16 protein-coding genes are annotated in these 23,651 nt (G+C 57.4%); 4 read left to right on the top strand and 12 right to left on the bottom strand.

Annotated elements, in window-relative coordinates; all coding sequences use genetic code 11:
- Window positions 1–7 precede the first annotated feature (7 nt).
- The 12 genes from ACM6IV_RS09040 to ACM6IV_RS08985 all read right to left on the bottom strand — a co-directional run bounded on the left by ACM6IV_RS09040 (window position 8) and on the right by ACM6IV_RS08985 (window position 17,236).
- Entirely contained in the window at window positions 8–946 is a 939-nt protein-coding gene (locus tag ACM6IV_RS09040; RefSeq protein ID WP_414869664.1) for a carbohydrate kinase family protein, read from the bottom strand.
- A gap of 13 nt (window positions 947–959) precedes the next feature.
- Window positions 960–2,456, bottom strand: a complete 1,497-nt coding sequence (gene xylB, locus ACM6IV_RS09035) for a xylulokinase (RefSeq protein WP_414869663.1) — start codon at window positions 2,454–2,456, stop codon at window positions 960–962.
- A 330-nt stretch (window positions 2,457–2,786) separates the two neighbouring features.
- Window positions 2,787–4,259 carry a mannitol dehydrogenase family protein gene (locus tag ACM6IV_RS09030; protein ID WP_414869662.1) on the bottom strand — a complete coding sequence of 491 codons (1,473 nt, stop codon included), beginning with the start codon at window positions 4,257–4,259 and terminating at the stop codon, window positions 2,787–2,789.
- Between the two features lie 15 nt (window positions 4,260–4,274).
- Window positions 4,275–5,378 carry an ABC transporter ATP-binding protein gene (locus tag ACM6IV_RS09025; protein ID WP_414869661.1) on the bottom strand — a complete coding sequence of 368 codons (1,104 nt, stop codon included), beginning with the start codon at window positions 5,376–5,378 and terminating at the stop codon, window positions 4,275–4,277.
- Between the two features lie 158 nt (window positions 5,379–5,536).
- On the bottom strand, window positions 5,537–6,367 hold the full coding sequence (locus tag ACM6IV_RS09020; RefSeq protein WP_034154211.1) for a carbohydrate ABC transporter permease: 831 nt from the start codon (window positions 6,365–6,367) through the stop codon (window positions 5,537–5,539).
- A gap of 8 nt (window positions 6,368–6,375) precedes the next feature.
- Window positions 6,376–7,302 (bottom strand): carbohydrate ABC transporter permease, encoded by a 927-nt coding sequence (locus tag ACM6IV_RS09015; RefSeq protein ID WP_414869660.1) that lies wholly within the window; start codon window positions 7,300–7,302, stop codon window positions 6,376–6,378.
- Window positions 7,303–7,363: 61 nt separating this feature from the next.
- On the bottom strand, window positions 7,364–8,674 hold the full coding sequence (locus ACM6IV_RS09010; RefSeq protein WP_414869659.1) for an ABC transporter substrate-binding protein: 1,311 nt from the start codon (window positions 8,672–8,674) through the stop codon (window positions 7,364–7,366).
- 343 nt (window positions 8,675–9,017) lie between these two features.
- Window positions 9,018–9,923: an AraC family transcriptional regulator gene (locus ACM6IV_RS09005; protein WP_414869658.1), complete on the bottom strand. Its 906-nt coding sequence runs from the start codon at window positions 9,921–9,923 to the stop codon at window positions 9,018–9,020.
- A gap of 78 nt (window positions 9,924–10,001) precedes the next feature.
- Window positions 10,002–10,904 (bottom strand): phospholipase, encoded by a 903-nt coding sequence (locus ACM6IV_RS09000; protein ID WP_414869657.1) that lies wholly within the window; start codon window positions 10,902–10,904, stop codon window positions 10,002–10,004.
- Between the two features lie 128 nt (window positions 10,905–11,032).
- Entirely contained in the window at window positions 11,033–12,334 is a 1,302-nt protein-coding gene (locus tag ACM6IV_RS08995; protein ID WP_414869656.1) for a glycosyltransferase, read from the bottom strand.
- A gap of 174 nt (window positions 12,335–12,508) precedes the next feature.
- Window positions 12,509–16,399 (bottom strand): hypothetical protein, encoded by a 3,891-nt coding sequence (locus ACM6IV_RS08990; protein WP_414869655.1) that lies wholly within the window; start codon window positions 16,397–16,399, stop codon window positions 12,509–12,511.
- 477 nt (window positions 16,400–16,876) lie between these two features.
- Entirely contained in the window at window positions 16,877–17,236 is a 360-nt protein-coding gene (locus ACM6IV_RS08985) for a response regulator (RefSeq protein WP_414869654.1), read from the bottom strand.
- A 263-nt stretch (window positions 17,237–17,499) separates the two neighbouring features.
- Between ACM6IV_RS08985 and ACM6IV_RS08980 the strand changes: the two genes are divergently transcribed.
- From ACM6IV_RS08980 to ACM6IV_RS08965, 4 genes are read left to right on the top strand one after another with little or no spacing between them, the layout of a single operon-like run.
- Window positions 17,500–20,991 (top strand): response regulator, encoded by a 3,492-nt coding sequence (locus ACM6IV_RS08980; RefSeq protein WP_414869653.1) that lies wholly within the window; start codon window positions 17,500–17,502, stop codon window positions 20,989–20,991.
- Entirely contained in the window at window positions 20,991–21,824 is an 834-nt protein-coding gene (locus ACM6IV_RS08975) for a CheR family methyltransferase (protein ID WP_414869652.1), read from the top strand. Before ACM6IV_RS08980 ends, ACM6IV_RS08975 begins: the two co-directional genes overlap by 1 nt.
- Entirely contained in the window at window positions 21,821–22,414 is a 594-nt protein-coding gene (locus tag ACM6IV_RS08970) for a chemotaxis protein CheB (RefSeq protein ID WP_414869651.1), read from the top strand. Before ACM6IV_RS08975 ends, ACM6IV_RS08970 begins: the two co-directional genes overlap by 4 nt.
- The gene (locus tag ACM6IV_RS08965; protein ID WP_414869650.1) at window positions 22,408–23,622 is read left to right on the top strand and encodes an ATP-binding protein; all 1,215 of its coding nucleotides are present in this window, start codon (window positions 22,408–22,410) and stop codon (window positions 23,620–23,622) included. The genes ACM6IV_RS08970 and ACM6IV_RS08965 overlap by 7 nt, the downstream gene beginning before the upstream one ends.
- Window positions 23,623–23,651 lie beyond the last annotated feature (29 nt).

Here is a 23,651-nt window from a genome sequence, read left to right as displayed (position 1 = left end):
TACGCGCTCAGCTCAATTGATGACGATAGGGCAGATCCGGGCCGGTCTTGCTGCAGGTCAGTGCGGCGGCTTGCACGGCGAACTTGAGCATGGCGTCGATCTGCTCGCGAGCGAGTTGCTGCACGCCTTCGATCGAATCCAGGCCGTGCTCGGTCAGCCAGGTGATCAGCGCAGCCTGGAAGGTGTCGCCGGCGCCGACGGTATCGGCGATCGTCACCGAGGCCGCCGGCACTGACCAGTTGCCATGCTGGCGGCTGAACACGCTGGCACCGTCGCCGCCACGGGTGAGGAAGACGACCTGGCAGCGCTGTTCGAGCCAGCCTTCGATCACGCGTTGCGGGTCCTGTTCGGGGTAGAGCAGGCTCAAGTCCTCGTCGCTGACCTTGATCAGATCGGCCAGTGGCACCAATGTGGCGATGCGCTCGCGCCACAGGTCGATGTTCGGCTCGGGGTTGAGGCGTACGTTCGGGTCGAGGGTGATCAGGCGTTTGCCGCTTTCACGCTGCACCAGTGCGAGCAGGGTGTCGCCGATCGGCTGCACCACCAGCGAGAACGAGCCGATATGCAAGCCGCGAACATCCGGCCCCAGCGACGGCAGATGCGCCAGACTCAACTGCCGGTCCGCACAGTCTTCGCCACGAAAGCTGTAGTGCGGCGAGCCATTCGCACCAACCGCGACCATGGCCAGCGTGGTCGGTGCGGCGAAATCCACCAGATAGTCCGGGCGCACACCTTCGTCCTGCAGCACTCGCTGCAAGCGGCGGCCGAGGTAGTCGGTGGACAACCCGCCAAACAAGGCAGAGTCCACGCCCAAACGGCGCAAACCGACGGCGACGTTGAACGGCGAGCCGCCGGCAATCGCCTTGAAATTGACTTTCGAGGCCAGACCGCTGGCGTCGTCTTCACTGAAAAAATCGAACAGGGCTTCGCCACACACCAAATACATGATTGTTTGCTCTTTATAGGGTTGCGACATGCTGTTGATAGCGTTCATAGGCCTGCTGGAATGCCGCGACGTTGGCGGCAATCGGCAGGGTTTCACTGCTTGAATCGAGTTTCACGCAGCGCTGGCACAGGTCGGCGAGGGTGTCTTCGTGGCCGTTCGACCAGGATGTGCACCACGCCGCCTGAATCGCTGCACCGAGGGCGGCGGCTTCGCTTTGTTCGGTGCAGATCACCGGGGTGTTCATGATGTCAGCGACGATCTGCCGCCACACCGCGCTTTTCGACCCGCCGCCGATCAGGCAAATGCTGCGGCTTTGTAAACCATTCTGGCGGAGCAGATCCAGCCCGTAGCGCAAACCGAAGGTGGTGCCTTCGACAGCGGCGCGGCACAGATTGGCCTGGGTCAGGTTATCCAGCGTCAAACCGTGCAGGCTGCCGGTGGCGTGGGGCAGGGCGGGAACGCGTTCGCCGTTGAGAAACGGCAGCATGCTCACGCCGTCGGCGCCGATGGGGGCGTGCGCGACGAGGTCGTTGAACTGCTGCAGATCGAGGTCGAACAGCTCGCGAATCGCGCCGGTAGCGTTGGTCAAGTTCATGGTGCAGATCAGCGGCAACCAACCGCCACTGGATGAACAGAACGTCGCGACCGAAGCGTCCGGGCTGACTTTCGGCACGTCGGAATAAGCGTATACCGTGCCGGAAGAGCCGAGGCTCATGGTGATTGCGCCGGGCTGAATGTTGCCGGTGCCGATGGCGCCCATCATGTTGTCGCCGCCACCGCTCGATACCAACGCGTTGGGGTTGATGCCGAGGTGTTCGGCAATCGCCGGGAGGATGGAGCCTACAGATTGATGTGCATCGATCAGTTCAGGCAGTGCCGCTTGCAGGCGTCCGCTGGCGTCGATGTCGCGCAGCAGTTGCAAGTCCCACTGGCGGGTACGGACGTTGAAATAGCCAGTGCCCGAGGCGTCGCCGTATTCGCTGCAGGCGCGGCCGGTGAGCCAGAAGTTCAGGTAGTCGTGGGGCAACAGAATGCGTGCGATGCGCGAGAACACTACGGGGTGCTGTTCTTTGGTCCAGAGCAGTTTCGACACCGTGTAGCCCGGCGCGATGACCACGCCGAGGCGTTCCAGCGAGCCTTTTTCGCCGCCCAGATGCACCAGCAGACGGTCGTTTTCGGCGCTGGTCTCGGTGTCGCACCAGAGCTTGGCCGGGCGCAGGACTTCACCTTGCTCATCGAGCAGGACCAGGCCATGTTGCTGGCCGGAGACGCCGATGCCGAGGATCGACTGGCCATCGACATTCGCCGCCAGCAATGCCTGGCGGGTGGCTAGGGTGAAGGCTTCCAGCCATTGTTGGGTGTCTTGCTCGCGGCGGCCGTTGGCGCCGCTGATCATCGTGTGTGCGGCGGCGCCTTGGCCGAGGACTTGGCCGGTGGCGGCGTCGAGGATGATGGCTTTGGTGCCTTGGGTGCCGCAGTCGATGCCGAGGAACAGTTGTTGTGTTGTCATGTGTGAACCCGTTGGGTTGCGGTGAAGATCAATAGCTTACCCCCTCACCCCAGCCCTCTCCCCCAAGGGGGCGAGGGGGAAGGGAGCCGATCGGGGCATGTTCAAAACCTGAGTTCGACTCCGGTTCTCTCAAACGAAGCTGTTCAGAGCCTGAGTTCGACTCCGGTTCTCTCAAACGAAGCTGTTCAAAGCCTGAGTTCGATTCCGGTTCTCTCAACCGGAGCTGTTCAAAACCTGAGTTCGACTGCGGACGTTCAGGTCGATGTATTCCGAAAGAACGCCTCGGTCAGTCCCCTCTCCCTCTGGGAGAGGGTTAGGGTGAGGGGCTTTTCAATCCAGAATGCGCTGCAAAGTCCGCGTCACACCCTCTTCGCGCAAGCTGTTGCAACACCACTCAAACGCCGCGACAAACTCCGCCGAACGCGGTATCGCCGTGCCGAAAATCTCCTCGACCGCCAACAACCGCTGAGTCATTAAAGCATCGTCCGCCACCAACGCCTGACAAAACGCCGCGCGCGGATCCGGAATCGAATAGGTGTCACCATTCTCATCCACACCCTTCAAATACAACGCCCACGCCGCCACCACCAACGCCGCACGCTTGGTCTCCTGCCCATCGGCAATCAACCGGTTGATCGTCGGAATGGTGAACTTGGGAAACTTCGACGAGCCGTCCGAACACACCCGCTCCAGTTGATCGGCAATCGCCTGATTGGAGAAGCGCGCCACCAGCGTGTTTTTGTAGTCCGTCAGATCAATGCCCGGCACCGGCGCCAGTTGCGGGGTCACGTCCAGATCCATGTAGGCGCGCATGTAACGCACGAACAGCGGGTCGTTCATGGTCTCGTGAACAAACCGGTAACCCTTCAAAAAGCCCAGATACGTCAGCGCCAAGTGGCTGCCGTTGAGCAGTTTGATCTTCATTTCTTCATAGGGTGAGACATCGTCGGTGAATTGCACGCCGACCTTTTCCCAGGCCGGGCGACCGTTGACGAATTTGTCCTCCAGCACCCACTGCACGAATGGCTCGCAGACCACCGGCCAGGCATCGTCGACGCCGTGTTTGTCGGCCAGTTGCAGGCGGTGCGCGGTGCTGGTCATCGGCGTGATGCGGTCGACCATGGCGTTGGGGAAACTGACGTTGGCGTCGATCCAGCTGCACAGATGGCTATCGCGCAATGTGGCAAAGGCAAGCAGCGCCTTGCGCGTCACGGCGCCGTTGTGTGGCAGGTTATCGCAAGACATCACGGTAAACGCCGGGATCCCCGCCGCCCGGCGTTTTTCCAGGGCGGCACACAAGAAACCGAACACGGTTTTCGGCGCCTCCGGATGGGCCAGGTCATGCTGGATCTGCGGCAGGTGCGCCATGAATTCGCCGTTGCTGTCATCAATGCAATAACCACCTTCGGTGATGGTCAGCGAGACGATGCGGATCTGCGGATCGGCGAGTTTGTCGATCAGCGCCTGAGCGCTGTCCTCGGCCAGCAGCATGTCGCGAATCGCACCGATGACGCGGACTTCGGTGTCATCGCTGTCACCCAGTTCGAACAGGGTGAACAGGTAATCCTGTTCCTTGAGATCATCGCGAGCACGGCGATCTTCGGCGCGCAGGCCAACGCCGCAAATGGCCCAGTCGAGGGCTTCGCCGGTGTTCATCAGGGCGTCGGTGTAATACGCCTGATGCGCGCGATGGAAGCCGCCGACGCCAATGTGGGCGATGCCTTGCCGAGTGTCGCTGAGGCTGTAGGCCGGCAGTTGTACTTCGCTGGCCAGCCGATGGAGGTTCTGTTGGTTGAGTTTCATCGCAAATTCTCGAAATCAGGCCGCAGCGCGCAGCGGACGGGTCAACGCGATACCTTCGGCATCGAATAAATGGCAGTGAGCCGGGGCGAGGTGCAGGTCCAGTTGTTCGCCGTAACGGCTGGCCAGATCACCGCGCACGCGCATGGTCAGGGCTTCGCCGGCGTTGGTGGTTACGTGGCAGAAGGTGTCGCTGCCCAGGCGTTCGCTGACGTCGGCGGTGACTTGCAAGGTGCAGTCACCCGCTTGCGCCAGCTCCAGATGTTCCGGGCGAATACCGAGGGTCACGGCGCTGCCGACGCTCAGATTGCCGGCGTTGAAGGGCAGGGTGATGCGCGTGCCGGCGTCCAGCGAGACTTCGCAGCTCTGGCCGTCGACGCGGGCAATCTTGCCCTTGAGGAAGCCCATTTTCGGCGTGCCGAGGAAACCGGCGACGAAGAGGTTCGCCGGGTTGTGATACAGGTCCAGTGGCGAGCCGACCTGTTCGATCTTGCCACCGTTGAGCACCACGACTTTGTCGGCCATGGTCATCGCTTCGACCTGATCGTGGGTCACGTAGATCATCGTCGCTTGCAGGTCTTTGTGCAGGCGCAGCAACTCCAGACGCATCTGCACGCGCAGCGCGGCATCGAGGTTGGACAGCGGTTCGTCGAACAGGAAAATCTTCGGATTGCGCACGATCGCGCGACCGATTGCCACGCGCTGACGCTGACCACCGGAGAGCTGTTTCGGCTTGCGCTCAAGCATCGGCCCGAGTTCGAGAATCCGCGCCGCTTCGCCGACCTTTTTCTCGACTTCGGCTTTCGACACGCCGGCCAGATCGAGGGCGAACGACATGTTTTTCTTCACGGTCATGTGCGGGTACAGCGCGTAGGTCTGGAACACCATCGCCAGATCGCGCTTGGCCGGGCTGACTTCGGTGATGTCGCGGCCATCGAGTTCGATGGTGCCGTCGCTGACTTCTTCCAGACCGGCGATCAGCCGCAGCAGGGTGGATTTGCCGCAGCCCGAGGGGCCGACGAAGACCACGAATTCCTTGTCGTTCACTTCCAGGTCGATGCCTTTGATGATGGAGAAACCTTCGAAGCCTTTTTGCAGATTCTTGATTTTCAGGTTGGCCATGGGGGCCTCCGCTTAAGTTATTTCAAATGCGCCGGGCAAGCTTTTGGTGGGAGCGGGCTTGCTCGCGAAGAGGCCGTGTCAGTCGGCATCAATGGAGCTGACACTCCGCTTTCGCGAGCAAGCCCGCTCCCACAGGGAATCGCATGAGGGCGCGAGATTCATTTCACGGCGCCAAAGGACAGGCCGCGCACCAGTTGTTTCTGGCTGATCCAGCCGAAGATCAGAATCGGCGCACACGCCAGGGTCGAGACCGCCGATAACTTGGCCCAGAACAAACCTTCCGGACTCGAATACGAGGCGATCAACGCAGTCAGTGGCGCAGCCTTCGACGAAGTCAGGTTCAGTGACCAGAACGCCTCGTTCCAGCACAGGATCAACGACAGCAGCACGGTCGAGGCAAGGCCGCCCTTGGCGATTGGCAGCAACACGCGGACCATTTCCTGCCACAGCGTGGCGCCGTCGAGGCGGGCGGCTTCGAGGATGTCTTTGGGGATGTCCTTGAAGTAGGTGTAAACCATCCAGACCACGATCGGCAGGTTGATCAGCGTGTAGATCACGATCAGCGCGATGCGCGTATCGAGCAGGCCGAAACTCTTCGCCAGCAGGTAGATCGGCATCAGTACGCCCACCGGCGGCAACATCTTCGTCGAGAGCATCCACAACAGCGTGCCTTTGGTGCGCTGGGTTTCGTAGAACGCCATCGAGTACGCCGCCGGCACCGCGATCAACAGGCACAGAGCCGTGGCACTGAAGGAAATGACCACCGAGTTCCAGGCGAAACTGAAGTAATCGCTGCGCTCATTGATGTGCAGGTAGTTCTCCAGCGTCGGCGTGAAGATGAACTGCGGCGGCGTGGCGAAGGCGTCGATTTCGGTTTTGAAACTGGTCATCACCATCCAGAAGATCGGGAAGAAAATCACGATCGCGATGGCCCAGGCCAGGGTGCCGAGCAGCAGGCTTTGCAGCCGGCGGGATTGTTGAAGAGTCATGGCAGGCCTCAGGCTTTGTCAGTCAGGTTTTTGCCGATCATCCGCACCAGAATGATCGCGGCGATATTGGCGATGACCACGGCAATCAAGCCGCCCGCCGAGGCCATACCGACGTCGAACTGCACCAGCGCCTGGTTGTAGATCAGGTAGGCGAGGTTGGTCGAGGCGTAGCCGGGGCCGCCGTTGGTGGTGGTGAAAATCTCGGCGAACACCGACAGCAGGAAGATCGTTTCAATCATCACCACCACGGCAATCGGCCGGGCCAGATGCGGCAGGGTCAGGTGCCAGAAGATCGCGATCGGCCCGGCGCCGTCGAGGCGCGCGGCTTCTTTCTGTTCCTGGTCGAGGGACTGCATGGCCGTCATCAGAATCAGGATCGCGAAGGGCAGCCATTGCCACGAAACAATGATGATGATCGACAGCAGCGGGTAGTGCGCCAGCCAGTCCACCGGTTGCGCGCCGAACAGCTTCCAGACGTAGGCAAGAATCCCCGAGACCGGATGGAAAATCAGGTTTTTCCAGATCAGCGCACCGACCGTGGGCATGATGAAGAACGGCGAAATCAGCATGACCCGCACGATGCCGCGACCAAGGAATTCGCTGGCCTCGAGCAATGCACTGATCAGCACGCCGAAGACCACGCTGATCAGCAACACGCTACCGACCAGCAACAGCGTGTTGGTGGCACCGGGCATGAAGCCCGAATCGGTGAGGAAATAGTTGAAGTTTTCCAGCCCGACGAACTCGTTTTCACCGGGGTAGAGCAGGTTGTAGCGGATCATCGAAAAGTAGATGGTCATGCCCAGCGGCACGATCATCCACAGCAGCAACAGGGCCACCGAAGGGCTGACCAGAAACCAGCCGGGATTGCGCACGCGGATCTTGCGCGCGGGTTGCGACAGGTCGATGTGGGCTTTGGCAGTTGAAGTATTCATGGTGATCACAACCGAGTCATACAGACCTATGGAGATCTAATGTAGGAGTGAGCTTTGCGGGTTACTTGGGATAACCGGCGCGCTTCATCTCGCGTTCAGTGGTTTGCTGCGCAGCAGTCAGGGCCTGATCCACCGTGGTCTGGCCGATCAGCGCTGCCGAAAACAGTTTGCCGACCTGGGTGCCCACCGCTTGGAACTCGGGAATGGTCACCAGTTGAATGCCGATGTAAGGCACCGGTTTCAGCGTCGGTTTGCTCGGGTCAGCCGCTTTCAGCGATTCCAGCGTGACCTTGGCGAACGGCGCCGCGCTCATGTAGGCGTCACTGTAGGTCGAAGCGCGGGTGCCCGGCGGTACGTTGGCGATGCCGTCGGTCTTGGCCACCAGCTCGCCGTATTCTTTGGACGTTGCCCAGGCGCTGAATTGTTTCGCGGCGTCTTTGGCTTTGGAGCTGGTCGGAATCGCCAGCGCCCACGAGTACAGCCAGGCGGAACCTTTGTCGGTGACCTGATGCGGTGCGAAGGTGAAGCCGACGTGATCGGCGACTTTGCTCTGGGTCTTGTCGGTGACGAACGAGCCGGCGACGCTGGCATCGACCCAGATTGCGCATTTGCCGCTGTTGAACAGTGCGAGGTTTTCGTTGAAACCGTTGCTGGAGGCACCCGGCGGGCCGGATTTCTTCATGGTGTCGACGTAGAAGTTCAGCGCGTTTTTCCACTCGGGGCCGCTGAATTCCGGTTTCCACTGCTCATCGAACCAGCGCGCGCCATAGGCGTTGGCGACCGTGGTGATCAGCGCCATGTTCTCGCCCCAGCCGGCCTTGCCGCGCAGGCAGATGCCGTACTGTTCTTTATCCTTTTTCGTGAGTTTTTCAGCGAAACCGGCAATCTCTTCCCAGGTCGGACGCTCGGGCATGGTCAGCCCGGCCTCCTTGAACAGGTCGGTGCGGTAATAAGTGATCGAGCTTTCCGCGTAGAACGGCAGGGCATACAGCGAACCCTTCACCGACAAGCCTTCACGCACCGACGGGAACACGTCGTCGAGGGCGTAACTGGCCGGCAGGTCCTTCATCGGTTCCAGCCAGCCTTTGCCACCCCACAGTGCCGCTTCGTACATGCCGATGGTCAACACATCGAACTGGCCGCCCTGGGTGGCGATGTCGGTGGTCAGGCGTTGGCGCAGGACGTTCTCTTCCAGCACCACCCAATTGAGCTTGATGTCCGGATGCTCGGTCTCGAAGGTTTTCGAGAGCTTTTGCATGCGGATCATGTCGCTGTTGTTGACGGTGGCGATGGTCAGGGTCTGGGCGCCAAGGCTGACGCTGCTGAGGGTCATGCAGGTGAGGGCAAGCAGAGCTTTTGCAGTGGGTTGCATCGTGCACTCCTTTTCTGCACCCGGAGGGTTACAGAAGGACAGTTATTGTTTTTGTGTCTTCCTGTGCAGGAAGAATGTGCGCTGATTACAGCCTTCAAACGCTGGGCTGACAAATCATCCCTAGCACTTTGATCGATACTTTTTTGCACTGGGCTTTTGCGTGGTGAATGCAGGGAAGGGGTTTGCAGCGGGGAAGGGGCAACGAATGCGTACAGGTTTTCGGGAATGGCATCGTACCCTGTAGGAGTGAGCCTGCTCGCGATAGCGGTGGGTCAGACTGCGATTTTGTCAGCCGATCCACCGCTATCGCGAGCAGGCTCACTCCTACAGGGGCGTTGCGTTGTCAGAGGTGATTCTGCTCGGTCAGGCGCTGTACGGCGAGCCGCCGATAATGCGACGGCGTCATGCCTTTGAGCTGCTGAAAGCGTCGATTGAAATTGGAGATGTTGTTGAAGCCGGATTCAAAACACACTTCGGTCACCGGTTTATCGCCGTCGGCCAGCAACTCGCAGGACTTGCTGATGCGCAGGCGATTGACGAACTCGATGAAATTACGCCCGGTGGCCTGTTTGAATACCCGACTGAAATAGGTCGGTGTCATGCCCAAATGTTCGGCAACTTCTTCCAGCGAGATGTCGCGTGCGTAGTGGCTGAAGATGTAATCGACCGCACGGTTGGTGCGATCGATATTGTGCTCATCAGCCAATTGCGGGGTGGTGGCGCCGGACAACAACTGGAAATCATCGCTGGCCGCGAGCAACTCCATCAGGATGAAAAAGTGCCCGAGGCGGGTGATGCCCTTGCTGTCGGCGATCCGCTGCATCAGGGTCATGGCCTGGCGGATGGTGCGTTTGCAGCGAAACTCGATGCCGTATTGCGCGCGTTCCAGCAAGGGTGCCAGGCTTTTCAGTTCGGCGAACACCAAGTGGCCACTTTCGAACAACTCGTCGGTGAAGTTGACCAGCATGTCGCGCTTTTCCACGACTTCATCTTCGGCCACTTGGCTGATCCAGTTATGCGGCAGGTTAGGGCCGGTGAGGAACAGGGTTTCGGGATAAAAATTGCCGATATAGTCGCCGATGAACACTTTGCCGGAGCTGGCGACGATCAGGTGCAGTTCGTACTCTTTGTGAAAGTGCCAGCGCACCAGCGGGCAGGGAAAGCCGTGCTGACGGTAGATGATGGACAAGCCGTTATGGTCGTCCATCAACTCGTAAGAAGGGTCGGTCACGCGGGCGTTTCGAGTCATGGCTGAGCACCTTTTTGTTATCGCCCGCGGATCATGCCTCGTTTGCCGGGTGGCGCGCCAGTTCGCCGTGATCTGTCTTCACGCCCGTTTAATTACCTGGGAACGCGGCGCTATTGCAGACTTTTCGATGGCCTTTTGCAGACTTGCCACTTGGCAGAAACGCACAATGTTCGAGTCTTTAATAAAGTCGAAGTTGATGATGCTGCACTTTTTCGCCCAATCCGTCTTGGCGGGATCGAACCAGTTATCAAGTTCACCCAGAATTCGCGCAGGGCCGCCGATGGTAAAACTGGTGGCAGACAACGACCAGGGCTGCCAGGCACTGACCCCGGTGCTCAATACGTCGGTGATGTAGCGATGCAGAGTTGTCGTACTGACCAATGACTGACCTATCCACTTGTGATTGATTTGCTGATGGAACTTCTCATCCCGGCTGTCCCAGGTCATGGGCGCGGCGACCAGGATACGTTGTATCGGGCTGGCGGCCTTCAGCTCACCAAGCGTCAGGTGCCGATTGTTCTCCGGAATCATCATCTTGCCCAAATGCCTGAGCATCAATGCCTTGAATTCTTCATGATTGAAAGCACTGTCGCCCGCTGCGAGTTCATGAAAATCCAGAATAATGAACTCGTCAGGACTGCTTCCAAGAAAGTCGTACAAGTCTTCTATAAGATGCCTGAGGTTGCGCGAAGAGCGATAGTTGTTGTGCTGGAAACGAAACTTTTTAAAGTCATCGGCATCCTTGTCGTAAAGCAAGCGAAGATCCAGTGCCCTTGCGCCAAGATTCAATTGCGAGAGGAAGGATTTGTCCTGACAGGCCAGCCAGTTTGCGCTTGGATACAGAGGGTAACTCGCGCGCCAGTCACAGCCTGCGTTATGGGTACCCGGCAGTGTCATTTCCCGCAGTGTCAGATTGTCCAGTTCCTTGGTTGCAGTCATCCAGTGTGCGCTGGGAAAATTATCTTTAGTAAAGTTGCTCATTTAATGCATCCTGCGTTTATTAATATTGAAAGTATCCAAAGTGTGCGCGCAGGATGTTTATAAGGGTTAATGTTAAGTGAGCCAATACTTGCTTTGATGCAAGTCGTTTCGTTGTTGCAGGGGTAAGTTTAGTTTGGTTGGATGTTGCGGTTTTTTGCTTCGATCCATTGCGACATATATTGAGTGCTTTTGTGGGAATGATGGCGCAGCATATTGCCGGTAAAGTTACGAATCCGGAGTTCTGTTAAATGCTGTTGGCAATAAAGCAGTTTTTCTATAAGCGCAGGGCCATGCTCGGCTCGTTGATAGCGCTCAGCGAGTAACGTTTTTCCTGCCTGTTGAGCCGTCTGCCAATAGGCCTCGTCTTTATAAAGCTGGACGGCGCGCTCGGCGAGCTCGATTGCGCTGCGCGAGACGGCTCCCGGCCAGGCGGCCTCGCCGTGCATGCCTTCAGCCCCGATCGGGGTGGTGACGCTGGGCGTGCCGCACAACATGGCATCAACCAGTTTGCCCTTGATGCCGGCGCCAAAGCGCAGCGGAGCCAGACACACTCGCGCCGCCGACATGACCTGCAACGCATCTTCGGCCCAGTTCATCACATGAAAGCCCTGTGCCGCGTTGTGCAAGGCCGTGGCTTTGGGCGGCGTATAAGCGCCATAGATGTGCAATTGCGCCTCCGGCAATTGCTGACGAATCAGTGGCCAGACCGCGGATTTCATCCAAAGCACCGCATCCCAGTTGGGCGCATGCCGGAAGTTGCCAATGCTGAGAAAGTGCGCACGTTCGGCGAATGTTTTCGCCGGCGCCGTCGGCAGATCAACCATCAGCGGGCACCAGTGGAGCAATTCACGTGGCACGCCGAACTGCTGAACCAGCAATTCGATTTCCACTTCGGAGATCATCAGATTCAGATCGCAACGGTACAGGGCGGCGATTTCCCGTTTGGCCAGATCGGTGTCGGCCATCAACTGAAACTCTTCGTGCAATGCCGGGGCGAACAGATCGCTGAAGTCATCCTGATCACCGTGGTTTTTCAGGCGATCCTTGAGGCGCTGGTGGCGAGCGTGGCGCAGGCTCTGCAGGTCGGAGGTTTCCAACACACGCAGGGCGTCGGGGCAGTGTTTTTCAACGCGCCAGCCGAACTGTTCTTCCATCATGAACTGGTCAAACAGCACGATGTCCGGTGCCAATTCACTGATGAACGTATCGAAGCTGCTGTTGTTGAGTTCGATCGGCACTTCTCGAATGCCCAACGCAGTCAGATCCGCCTTGTGCTCCCCGGACCCGGCAGGGCTGCTGAAGGTAATGTCCCAACGTTGCTGCAGGAAGGTTTCGAGGATCTGCATGACATGCCCGCTCGCCGCTGAGGAGCGAGGCTCTGGCCAGACGTAGCCGATGACCAGGACTTTAGTGGCGGCGGGTTGAGTCATCAAAAACATTCCTTTACAACAAGCGACGGGGCAAAAGGGTGCAATTAAACCACAGGAACAATGAGCGACGGGCGGTTGCTGACGCAGCCGCGGGCAGAAGGCGAGTGCAAAACAAAACGGTGCCCATGGCGGGCACCGAATTCACGTGTTGTAGCCAGGTTGTTGCCTAAGCAATCAATGAAATGCCTTGCCCAGGTTGATTTCCAGCTTACCGATGAAAGTGTCCGCAGCAGTGTTGTTCAATGCTGTTTCTATCGTTGCCATATTTGTTCCAAACACCGATGGATTCGATTTGATCTGATCAATCAAGGACACGGCAAGCTCATAAGAATCGGCATTGTACAGCGCAGGGTTTTTCTGGATCAGAGGCGGAAGACTGGCGCGTATCGATTCAAACTGATTCAAGTGGGTGAACTTTTCGGTGTCCACGGTCCTGTAGGGGTTCACGGACGACGGGCTGACCATGCCCGGATTGCGGCCCAGATCAATCAAGGCGGCTGCGTCATACTCCACCCGATCCAGCGTTTTCCCGTAATACAGGTCCAACGTGCCAGGCGCACCATGCGACATCTCATGAATCAATACATCGGCAATTCTCGACTCATCGAATTTTGACGAGCGATACAGTTCATTCAGGTTTCCCGGATAAATCTTGATGAATTTTTTGATCGATTCTTTAAATACCGTCTTGTTCACTACGGCCTTTTTCCACAATTTGTAGTCAGGTACATTCAGTGCCGCGACGGCGCGGACAGGTTCGCGTTTAAAAGACACGTTGGAAAGGTTAAAGCTGTCGAGATCCTTGCGCATTTCCCGAAGTCTTCCCGCCACATGTTGCACGGCCTGATCCGTATCGGTTCCGAAAACGTATTTGAAAACCTGCCTGACTTCGCTTTGCCATTCTTGATCGCTCAGTAATTTAACCGTGCTATCAAGTTTTGTTTTGGCGAGGGGAAGGGCTTTCTTCATATAGCCACGGGTGTAGCTGTCCGGTTTCAGCCGTTTGAGCAGGCGTAGCAACGGATTACCGTCGAACAGTTTGAAGTTGTTCAGTCGCGGTCCCCACGGGCCATTTACCTTGAAATGATGAGCGTGCCATACGCCGTTGCGCTCGAAAGCCGCAAGGTCTATTGCCTGCGCGGAGGCATGTGACGCTCGCCAATGACCCTGTTGGATATCGGTGAGTTGAGCAGCCTTTACCAGATCGTATGTTTGAGTTTTACCCGTCAGTTTGCGCAACTGCTGTGTGGCGGTGGAGATCGCATCGGCGCCATGCTCACTTAACAACAAGATGCCACGTCCGGCTTTGCGAAAGCTCTTGATCGCCAATTGCGGCAAGCCGTCAATCGGATTCAACAGCGATGCCGTCGCTCGCGCCACCGCTTTGGCAATGCTTAGCACTTTGACGGTTGTCGAGCCTGTTTTAGCGACGATGTTCGCAATTGTCGCCCCCACGCCTACCAGTAAGCCAATGATCGCCAGGCCATCTAGAATGCAGCCGCCGATGCCTTGTGTAACACGGGGAGCGTCCCCGGATCGTATGTCTTCAATGCACTGCTTGAAGGGGACAAGGGTGTTGATGACTGCCGTTTCAATCACTTCATTAGTGCTGCGCCACTCTTCCAGCTCCGTTTTGCTGTCTAGCGAGGCATACAACTCGGCGCGAGTGGCGACCGGGTGGTACCGCAAGATGCGGTCGGCCAAGGGGTCGAGATGAGAGGAAAAGAACAGTTCAACCGGCTGAGTGGCGCCCGCCTGCAGATGCAAGCGCAAGAGTTTTTCGACGACGACACTGGAAGTCATCCCGGTCCGCGGCTCGCTGCCTTCCTGGTACGCGGCGAAGTCCAGCGGCCATTCCAGCTCAAAGTTTTTTTCCTGAAAATCGGTTTTTTTGCCGACGTACGACAGGCTCGGCGTCGCATCGTTAATGCCGGTGGCGTTTAACATGTCTGCCAGTTCAGGGCGCTCGATCAACAAACCGCGCAAGGTGAAGAATTCATAACAGCGAGTCTTACCGGCATTTTCACTGCAGAGAATAATGCCGTAACGCGCCTTGGCCTCATCCCGGTGCGCTTGAGTTTCACTGTTCGGATTAAGCTTGTTGGCCTCCTTGCGTACGGTGTACAACGCCAACGTGCCATTTGTCAGGGCATAGCGATCACTTTCCGGCATGTTCGCAATGGCCATCTTGACGATGGACTTCAGGCTTCTCTGAACGTTCTGGTAATAATCTTCAAAGGCGTCGTCGAACAGTTTGCGTGCCGATCGCAACTCTGGCAGGCGCAAGAAAGCCCCGGCCGGTGCAGCGAAGGTGGGGTCGGATATCAGTTTGTCCGTAAGCCGGCCAGCCTCGATCAAGTCATCGGACAGGTAAAGATCAAGCAGCGACAAACGCATTCGCAGCAAAGGGGATACCGCAAGATCGGCGGATCCGTACTTGGTGGTAAGTGCATCGTACAGATCGGGAAATCCACCCCCCGGTATCGCATATTTAAATGCTTCAAGCCAACTGCGCTCGGGTAAAGAGCGTATAAAATTGAATCTGAACGCTCGCTCTTCAAGATAGCCACCCGCCGGCAAAACTCTCCTTAGCTCGCCCATCGCGACTTTTCTGCGATCCGGCGGAACGGTCGACAAAGCCGTTTCGCAGCTGTTCAGCGCTTCAATGTAACGATTGAAAAAATCCGATGCTTTGCGAAGGGTTGCAGCGTCGTACTTCTTGTCGACCGAGTAAGTGATGATGTCATTCATTACCGCCCAGTTGATAACAGGCGCAATGGCAGTCGCTTCATGCAGCATGGCCTGCTCGGGCGTGACCGGTGAAAGTGCGGAAAACGCTTTCAATTGGGCAAAGTTCATCAGTCGTGAACTGCCAGGTTCGGCGATTTCAATCAATGCAACGGCCTGTGCCACAGCGACCCAGCCAGGTTTGTCCAGAGTCAGTTCGGCAGGTACATCCTGAATCAGAAATTCGGGCGCTGTTCGCGAAAGCAGGAGATGAGCAGCCAGGGGCGCAACATTTTCCTCGGCCAGGCCCTGTTCAATCAGATGTTGTTCCACTTCCTCGCGCACTTGCGCAGGCGTCAATAATGCGTTCTGCGGTTTATACGGGTCGTAGATCGAGATCAAGTGCTGATCAGGCTTTGCATCCAGATCAAGCAACACCGCTGCGCTGGCCATTTGTTGAAGTTGCGACTCACTGACAGCCTCGTTGTTCAAATCGAGGTGCCACCTGAGTCGTTCATGAATAGCTCGCCCGGCGGCTTTGGCCCATCGGCTTTTGAGGAAGGTGTCGAGAATCTTGTCGGCGCTTTCGCGCTTCGTGGAAGTGGGTTGCAGATTGAAATCTACATCGGCGAGCTTCTGTAACAGGCTTGAACTGCCTCCGGTGATTTGCAGGGTGACTTCCTTGATCTTATGCAGGGCGTCATCGGATAAATGAAAAGGAGAGTCTTCCGTTGTGGCGAGCAGTTCATGGTAATCCCCCAGCGCCGGGCTCTCCGGGAGGTCGAATTGCAAGTAGGCCATCAAGTTGCGCGCTTCGCTGACATTCTGTGGGAGGCTGAAGCCTTCGAAATTTACCCATTGCTCGACGCTGATGTTGTCGCCGGAGTAAATATAGCCACCGATTTGTGCCGCACATTCTGTTAGTACTTCAATCTCTTCCGCCAATTCACCACTCGCGTCAGATTCAATTGATAGCTTGAAACGATGCCGATCCACCATGGAGAACAGATGGCCTTGCTCATCAACGAAAATCTGTACTTCCGCAGGATAGGAATAATGTCTAAGCAGCGCCGCGAAAGCGTCGGTTTTCATCATCTTTTGCATGACGTCATGGACAGGTGCACAGACATCATCAAATGTACTGCCCTCAGTGCGGGGGACGAGCAGCTCCTTGATATCAAAGCTTGCAACAGGTATCAGGGAGGCCGCTGTGGCTTTTGCGACTTCTTCGTAGCGAGCAATCAAATTACGCAGCGCTTCAATGATTCGGTTTTTTTCCTGTTTGTCGGCGTTGGATCGGTCAATAGGGACAAAAAATTCATTGGATGAAAGTTGCATGGTTTCATATCCGGAGTTGGTGTCAGAAGTTAATGTGTCCGCGGTAATGAATTGCGAACGCAGGGTGTTTCCTCAGGATAAGTCTGCGCAGTTGTATCATTGAAGCGTTCGTATGTTGCAAGGTGTGCATCAATATGAGCGGATATTTATGTGGTGCACAGTGATATGTGCAACAAGATAGAAGTATTTATTTTTGGGGTTGAATCGCAGCGTATTTAGTTAGATTAATTGAGGGTCGTGCGGAAGCTATCAGGTGGCTGTCAGCGTTTTGAAGACCTCTTGTTCGCAGAGGCCCTGCAATATTTCCGGCGAAGTTGCAACGCCTTCTCAAGAGTCGAGCCGCATTCGGATGTTCTAATCAAGTATTGCTATGTAAGCGCATATTCGACTGAGAAAGATTTGTTGTTGTTCCAAGGGGCCGGGTACTGGCAGTACTGCCCCTTCTTCTTTGTTAGCGGGCGCTCGATATATCGCTGTTCAAGCCAAAATTGCTTTAACTTTATCGCGTAACTGATCGATCGAAAACGGCTTGCCAATTACATACATGTCACCAGGGACGTCGATGGTCTCGGCATATCCACTGGCGAACAGAATCGGCAAGGCGGGGCGCAATTCGCGAGCTTTGGTTGCCAGTTCACGGCCGTTCATGCCCGGCAGACCGTGATCGGTCATCATCAGGTCAATTTGATTATTCATGTCCTCGAGAAGCTCCAGTGCAGCGTCGCCATCTTCCGCCTCAAGCACCTTGAACTCCAACTCCTCCAGCACATCGGCAATCAGCATGCGCACGATGTCGTCGTCTTCTACGACTAGGATGGTGGAGGGGGTGGTAGACATAATAAGGCTCTCGAAAGTCAGTTCAGGGTCGCCGGTCGATCAAAAGTGCCGGGCTCTTGCATCAGTAAGTGGCGCAGTGCCACAAGTTCCCTGCCTGCAACAAAAAAAGCATAGCTGCAGACGGGGGCGCAAGGATAACTGTTCAAGCCTGAAAACGTGTCTATGTGCGTAGGAATTTGCTGCGAAAGGTGTGAGAAAAATGGATCCATGCCGTCGTTTTGGGGCAAACTGCCTGTTTTTCAACAGTTCGACAAGGCTGCCCCATGTCCTCTCCGTCTACGGTTGATGAGCAACGGTTTCGCAAACTCCTGAGTCGCAACATCAGTCTGCCCTTGGGCGTTGGTGTGCTCAGTGCCGTGTTCTTCGTGTCGCTGATCACTTATCTGCTGTCGGTTATCCAGTGGGTGGAGCACACCGACCGGGTGATCAATAACGCCAATGAAGCGGTGAAGCTCACCGTGGACCTGGAAACCGGTATGCGCGGTTTCCTGCTCAGTGGCGACGAACATTTCCTTGACCCTTACGAGACAGCCAAGCCGCGCATCGCGGTGGCGCTGAGTACTTTGCTGGATCTGACCGCCGATAACCCGGTGCAAACCGATCGCTTGCGCCGTTTGCAGGCCTTGCAGATCGAGTGGGCCAATTACGCGCAATCGATGATCGATCTGCAGCGCTCCAGCGGCGATTACCGGGGTGCGGTCAAGGCCGGTCGCGGCAAGCGCCTGACGGACGAAATCCGCAAGCAATTCGAAGACGTCATCGAAACCGAACAGGTTCTGCGCACCACGCGCAATGAAGAGGTGCGCCGTACCACGATCTGGAGTATCAGCCTTTATCTGCTGTTCATTGCCGGTATCAGCGGCTTGCTGGCCTATATCGGCCGGCGTGACCTGGTCAATCTCTCCGACAGCTACAGCGCCACGCTGGACGCTCAACAAGCCAGTGCCGAGCGTCTGGAGCAGCAGGCGTGGTTGCGCAATGGCCAGACCGAATTGGCTGAGCAGGTGCTGGGGCAACTGACGCTGAATCTGTTGGGGCGCAATATTCTGCAGTTTTGCGCGCAATACCTGGGCAGCGCCGTGGCCGCGCTATATGTGCGTGAAGAACATGGTGGCCTCAAGCGTGTGGCCACTTACGGTTTCTCCCGCGAGCAGGAGGAGCAGGCACAGTTGATCTACAGCGGCGAAGGCATTGTCGGGCAAGTTGCGCAGCAGGCGCGCCTGATCCGTATGGATTCGGTGCCGGCCGATTACTTCAAGGTCAGCTCCGGGCTGGGCGAGGGCTTGCCACACAGTGTGCTGGTGGTGCCGACCAGCGATGACGACCGAGTCAACGGCGTGATCGAACTGGGTTTCCTGCGTCCGCTCTCGGATCGCGATATCGAATTGCTGGAACTGATTGCCGGCAACATCGGCACCTCCATTGAAGCTGCGCGCTACCGTCAGCGTTTGCAGGAAGTGCTGGCCGAAACCCAGCAACTCAACGAAGAGTTGCAGGTACAGCAGGAAGAGTTGAAAACCGCCAACGAAGAACTGGAAGAACAATCGCGGATTCTCAAGGAATCCCAGGCGCATCTGGAAACCCAGCAAGTCGAACTGGAGCAGACCAACGAGCAACTTGCCGAACAGGCGCAGACCCTGGCCGAACAACGCGACGCCATGGACCTGAAGAACACCGAACTCAATCAGGCCCAAGTGCAACTGGAAGAGCGCGCCGAAGAGTTGCAGCGCTCAAGCAAATACAAGTCCGAATTCCTCGCCAACATGTCTCACGAACTGCGCACGCCGCTGAACAGTTCGCTGATCCTCGCCAAGTTGCTGGCGGAGAACCCGCAAGACAACCTCAGCGCCGAACAGGTCAAGTTTGCCGAATCGATCTACTCCGCGGGCAACGATTTGCTCAACCTGATCAATGACATTCTGGATATCTCCAAGGTCGAGGCGGGCAAGCTTGAAGTCATTCCGGAGAACACCAGCGTCGCGCGTCTGGCCGATGGCCTGCGCAGCATGTTCGAGCCTTTGGCGGCCGACAAGCAGCTGATCTTCAGTGTCGACATGCAGCCCGGCGCACCGGGCATGCTCTACACCGACCGCCAGCGTCTGGAGCAGGTCATTAAAAATCTGCTGTCCAACGCGGTGAAGTTCACCGAGAAGGGCACGGTCAGCCTGACCATCGCTGGCCAGCCTGATGACCGGGTGGCGTTCATCGTGCGCGATTCGGGTATCGGCATTGCTGCTGACCAGCAGGAGAGCATCTTTGAAGCCTTCCGCCAGGCCGACGGCACCACCAATCGCAAGTACGGCGGCACCGGTCTGGGCCTGTCGATTTCGCGGGATCTGGCAACCTTGCTCGGCGGTTCGATCAGTGTCAGCAGTACGCCGGGGCAGGGCAGCGTGTTCACCCTGGTGTTGCCGCAGAATTTCGACGAGTCCGGCGAAACGCGCTTCGAACCGTTGACCTTCACGCCGCCAGCGGCGGTGGTCAGCGCGCCATTGCCGCCGGTGGTTTCTCCGCTGGCACCGGTGCACATTCCGCGCTTCGCCGATGACCGCAACAAGGCGCCATTCGACACGCGCTGCATTCTGGTGGTCGAAGACGAGCCGAATTTTGCGCACATCCTCTACGATCTGGCGCATGAACTCGGCTATCAGTGCCTGGTGGCCCATGGCGCGGACGAAGGTTACGACCTGGCGAAAGAGTTCGTGCCGGACGCGATCCTGCTCGACATGCGTCTGCCGGATCACTCGGGCCTCACCGTGCTGCAACGCTTGAAAGAACACGCCGATACCCGCCATATTCCGGTGCATGTGATCTCCGTCGAAGACCGCGTCGAAGCCGCCATGCATATGGGCGCGATTGGTTATGCGGTCAAACCGACCACTCGCGAAGAACTCAAGGACGTGTTCGCCCGCCTTGAAGCGAAGCTGACCCAGAAGGTCAAACGCGTGCTGCTGGTGGAGGACGACGATTTGCAACGCGAAAGCATTGCACGACTGATCGGCGACGAAGACATCGAAATCACCGCCGTCGGCCTTGCCCAGGATGCCCTTGAGCGGCTGCGCACAACGATCTATGACTGCATGATCATTGATCTGAAACTGCCGGACATGCTCGGCAATGAGCTGCTCAAGCGCATGTCGACCGAAGATATCTGTTCGTTCCCGCCGGTCATTGTCTACACCGGGCGCAACCTGACCCGTGATGAAGAGGCCGAGCTGCGCAAGTATTCGCGCTCGATCATCATCAAGGGTGCACGCTCACCGGAGCGCTTGCTGGACGAGGTCACACTCTTTCTGCACAAAGTCGAATCGCAGTTGTCCCATGAACGGCAGAAGATGCTCAAGACAGCGCGCAGCCGCGATAAGGTCTTCGAGGGTCGCAAGGTGCTGCTGGTGGACGACGATGTGCGTAACATCTTCGCCCTCACCAGCGCCCTGGAGACCAAAGGCGCAGTCGTGGTGATCGGCCGTAACGGCCGTGAGGCGATTGAAAGACTCAATGAAGTCGAGGACATCGATCTGGTGTTGATGGACGTGATGATGCCGGAAATGGACGGTTTCGAAGCCACCATTGAAATCCGCAAGGATCCGCGCTGGCGCAAGCTGCCGATCATCGCGGTGACGGCCAAGGCCATGAAAGACGATCAGGAGCGCTGCCTGCAAGCGGGCGCCAATGATTACCTGGCCAAGCCCATCGACCTGGATCGCCTGTTCTCGTTGATTCGCGTGTGGTTACCGAAGATGGAACGCATTTAGTGGAACGCAGTACACCAGCCGAACGAAACAGTGAAATCGAACTGCGCTTGTTGATTGAGGCGATTTACCTCAAGTACAGCTACGATTTTCGCGATTATTCCGGCGCTTCGATCAAGCGTCGGGTACAGCACGCGCTGAGCCAGTTCGAGTGTGCGACCATTTCTGCATTGCAAGAGAAGGTCCTGCACGATCCGACCGCGTTCATGCAGTTGCTGCAATTGCTGACGATTCCGGTCAGCGAGATGTTTCGTGATCCGTCGCACTTCCTCGCCATTCGCAGGGAAGTGGTGCCGCTGCTGCGCACCTATCCGTCAATCAAGATCTGGATCGCCGGGTGCAGCACGGGCGAGGAGGTCTATTCGATGGCGATTCTGTTGCGCGAAGAAGGCCTGCTCGATCGCACGATCATCTACGCGACCGACATCAACCCGCGCTCGCTGGACAAGGCCAAGCAGGGGATTTTCTCGATGGAGAATGTCCGCGCGTATACGGCCAACTATCAGCAGGCCGGTGGTCAGCGCTCGTTTGCCGACTACTACACGGCGGCGTACGGTTACGCGATCTTCGACAAGAGCCTGTGCGAGAACGTGACCTTTGCCGACCACAGTCTGGCGACGGACAGCGTGTTCTCCGAAACCCAATTGATTTCCTGCCGCAACGTACTGATTTATTTCAACAAGAAACTTCAGGATCGTGCCTTCGGTCTGTTTCACGAATCGCTGTGCCACCGCGGCTTTCTGGTGCTGGGCAGCAAGGAAACGCTGGATTTCTCCGGTTATGCGACCCAGTTCGAGGCGCTGGTCAAACAAGAACGGATCTACCGCAAAACATGAACGAGGCCGTGGATTTACCTCGCGTCGAGGCGATTGTGGTCGGGGCTTCCGCCGGTGGCGTCGAGGCGCTGCTGAGCCTGCTCGGACCGCTGCGCCGCGGCTATGTGCTACCGATCATTATCGTCCTGCACCTGCCCGAAGAGCGCCGCAGTCAATTGGCGGAGGTCTTCTCCCGACGCGTGACCATGCCGGTACACGAAGCGGCCGACAAACAGGACATCGTCGCCGGCAACGTGTATTTCGCGACGCCGGGTTATCACCTGTCGGTGGAGCAGGATCGCAGCCTTTCGCTGAGCCTTGAGGAGCGCGTGCATTATTCCCGGCCATCGATTGACTACCTGTTCGAATCGGCGGCGGACGCCTACGGAGAATCACTGGCCGCTGTATTGCTCACCGGCGCCAATCACGATGGCGCGAGGGGCTTGGCACAGGTCAAACGCCGCGGCGGTCTGACCATCGTTCAGGATCCTGAAGAGGCGCAAGTCGCCACCATGCCTCTGGCTGCGCTGAAGGTTCAGCAGCCGGATCATGTCCTAACCATTAACGGCATCGGCCGTCTGCTTGTCGAGCTGGAACGAATCGCATGCTGAGTAATATCCAAGCCAAACTGCTGATCGTCGACGATCTGCCGGAGAACCTGCTGGCGCTCGAAGCGCTGATCAAGCGCGAAGACCGTACTGTCTACAAAGCGTTGTCGGCGGATGAAGCCCTGTCGTTGCTGTTGCAGCACGAATTCGCCATGGCCATCCTTGATGTGCAGATGCCGGGCATGAACGGCTTCGAACTCGCCGAATTGATGCGCGGCACAGAAAAAACCAAGAACATCCCGATCATTTTCGTCAGCGCTGCCGGCCGCGAACTCAATTACGCCTTCAAGGGGTACGAGAGCGGGGCGGTGGACTTTCTGCACAAGCCGCTGGATATCCATGCGGTCAAGAGCAAGGTCAATGTCTTCGTCGATCTGTATCGCCAGAGCAAAGCGCTCAAACAACAGCTCGAAGCGCTGGAGCAGGCCCGTCGCGAACAGGAAGCGCTGTTGCAGCAACTGCAAAGCACTCAGCTGGAACTGGAGCAAGCGGTGCGCATGCGCGATGACTTCATGTCCATCGTCGCCCATGAAGTGCGTACGCCGCTCAACGGCCTGATCCTCGAAACCCAGTTGCGCAAGATGCACCTGGCCCGTGACAACGCCGCCGCGTTCACCCTCGACAAGATGCACGCCATGGTCGACCGCGATGAGCGGCAGATCAAAAGCCTGATCCGCCTGATCGAAGACATGCTCGACGTGTCGCGTATACGCACCGGCAAGTTGTCGATTCGACCGAGTCGCTTCGATCTGGTGCAACTGGTGAGCAACCTGTTGCAGAACTTCGCGCAACAGATCGAGGCCGCGGAAACCGAAGTGTCGTTTACCGCACCCGCTCCGGTGGAGGGCAACTGGGACGAGTTCCGCATTGAACAAGTGGTCACCAACCTGCTGACCAATGCTCTGCGCTACGGCGGTCGCAGCCCGATCCAGGTGCGCGTTTACCGTGAAGGTGAGGAGGCGCGCATCGAGGTGCAGGATCATGGCATCGGCATCAGCAAGGAAAACCAGAAGCGTATTTTCCAACAGTTCGAACGGGTTTCCGCCAAGACGGTAGTGGCCGGGCTCGGGCTGGGTCTGTTCATTTCCGAGCAGATCGTCGCCGCCCATGGCGGCTCCATCGTCGTCGAGAGTGAAATCAACGAAGGCGCCCAGTTTCGCGTTTGTCTGCCAATCCAGGAAAACGGCACATCCGACGCAACCTCTGATTGACCGTACGGTCGTATCAGCAGCTATTGACC

Origin of the sequence: Pseudomonas sp. IT-347P (assembly GCF_949768005.1) — a bacterium.
In the GTDB taxonomy this organism is placed as follows: Bacteria; Pseudomonadota; Gammaproteobacteria; order Pseudomonadales; family Pseudomonadaceae; genus Aquipseudomonas.
This window is presented reverse-complemented; position numbering and strand designations above follow the sequence as displayed.

Coding starts and splice junctions, on each gene's coding strand:
- ACM6IV_RS09040 (WP_414869664.1), bottom strand. CDS start 946: ATGTATTTGGTGTGTGGCGAAGCCCTGTTCGATTTTTTCAGTGAAGAC.
- xylB (WP_414869663.1), bottom strand. CDS start 2,456: ATGACAACACAACAACTGTTCCTCGGCATCGACTGCGGCACCCAAGGC.
- ACM6IV_RS09030 (WP_414869662.1), bottom strand. CDS start 4,259: ATGAAACTCAACCAACAGAACCTCCATCGGCTGGCCAGCGAAGTACAA.
- ACM6IV_RS09025 (WP_414869661.1), bottom strand. CDS start 5,378: ATGGCCAACCTGAAAATCAAGAATCTGCAAAAAGGCTTCGAAGGTTTC.
- ACM6IV_RS09020 (WP_034154211.1), bottom strand. CDS start 6,367: ATGACTCTTCAACAATCCCGCCGGCTGCAAAGCCTGCTGCTCGGCACC.
- ACM6IV_RS09015 (WP_414869660.1), bottom strand. CDS start 7,302: ATGAATACTTCAACTGCCAAAGCCCACATCGACCTGTCGCAACCCGCG.
- ACM6IV_RS09010 (WP_414869659.1), bottom strand. CDS start 8,674: ATGCAACCCACTGCAAAAGCTCTGCTTGCCCTCACCTGCATGACCCTC.
- ACM6IV_RS09005 (WP_414869658.1), bottom strand. CDS start 9,923: ATGACTCGAAACGCCCGCGTGACCGACCCTTCTTACGAGTTGATGGAC.
- ACM6IV_RS09000 (WP_414869657.1), bottom strand. CDS start 10,904: ATGAGCAACTTTACTAAAGATAATTTTCCCAGCGCACACTGGATGACT.
- ACM6IV_RS08995 (WP_414869656.1), bottom strand. CDS start 12,334: ATGACTCAACCCGCCGCCACTAAAGTCCTGGTCATCGGCTACGTCTGG.
- ACM6IV_RS08990 (WP_414869655.1), bottom strand. CDS start 16,399: ATGCAACTTTCATCCAATGAATTTTTTGTCCCTATTGACCGATCCAAC.
- ACM6IV_RS08985 (WP_414869654.1), bottom strand. CDS start 17,236: ATGTCTACCACCCCCTCCACCATCCTAGTCGTAGAAGACGACGACATC.
- ACM6IV_RS08980 (WP_414869653.1), top strand. CDS start 17,500: ATGTCCTCTCCGTCTACGGTTGATGAGCAACGGTTTCGCAAACTCCTG.
- ACM6IV_RS08970 (WP_414869651.1), top strand. CDS start 21,821: ATGAACGAGGCCGTGGATTTACCTCGCGTCGAGGCGATTGTGGTCGGG.
- ACM6IV_RS08965 (WP_414869650.1), top strand. CDS start 22,408: ATGCTGAGTAATATCCAAGCCAAACTGCTGATCGTCGACGATCTGCCG.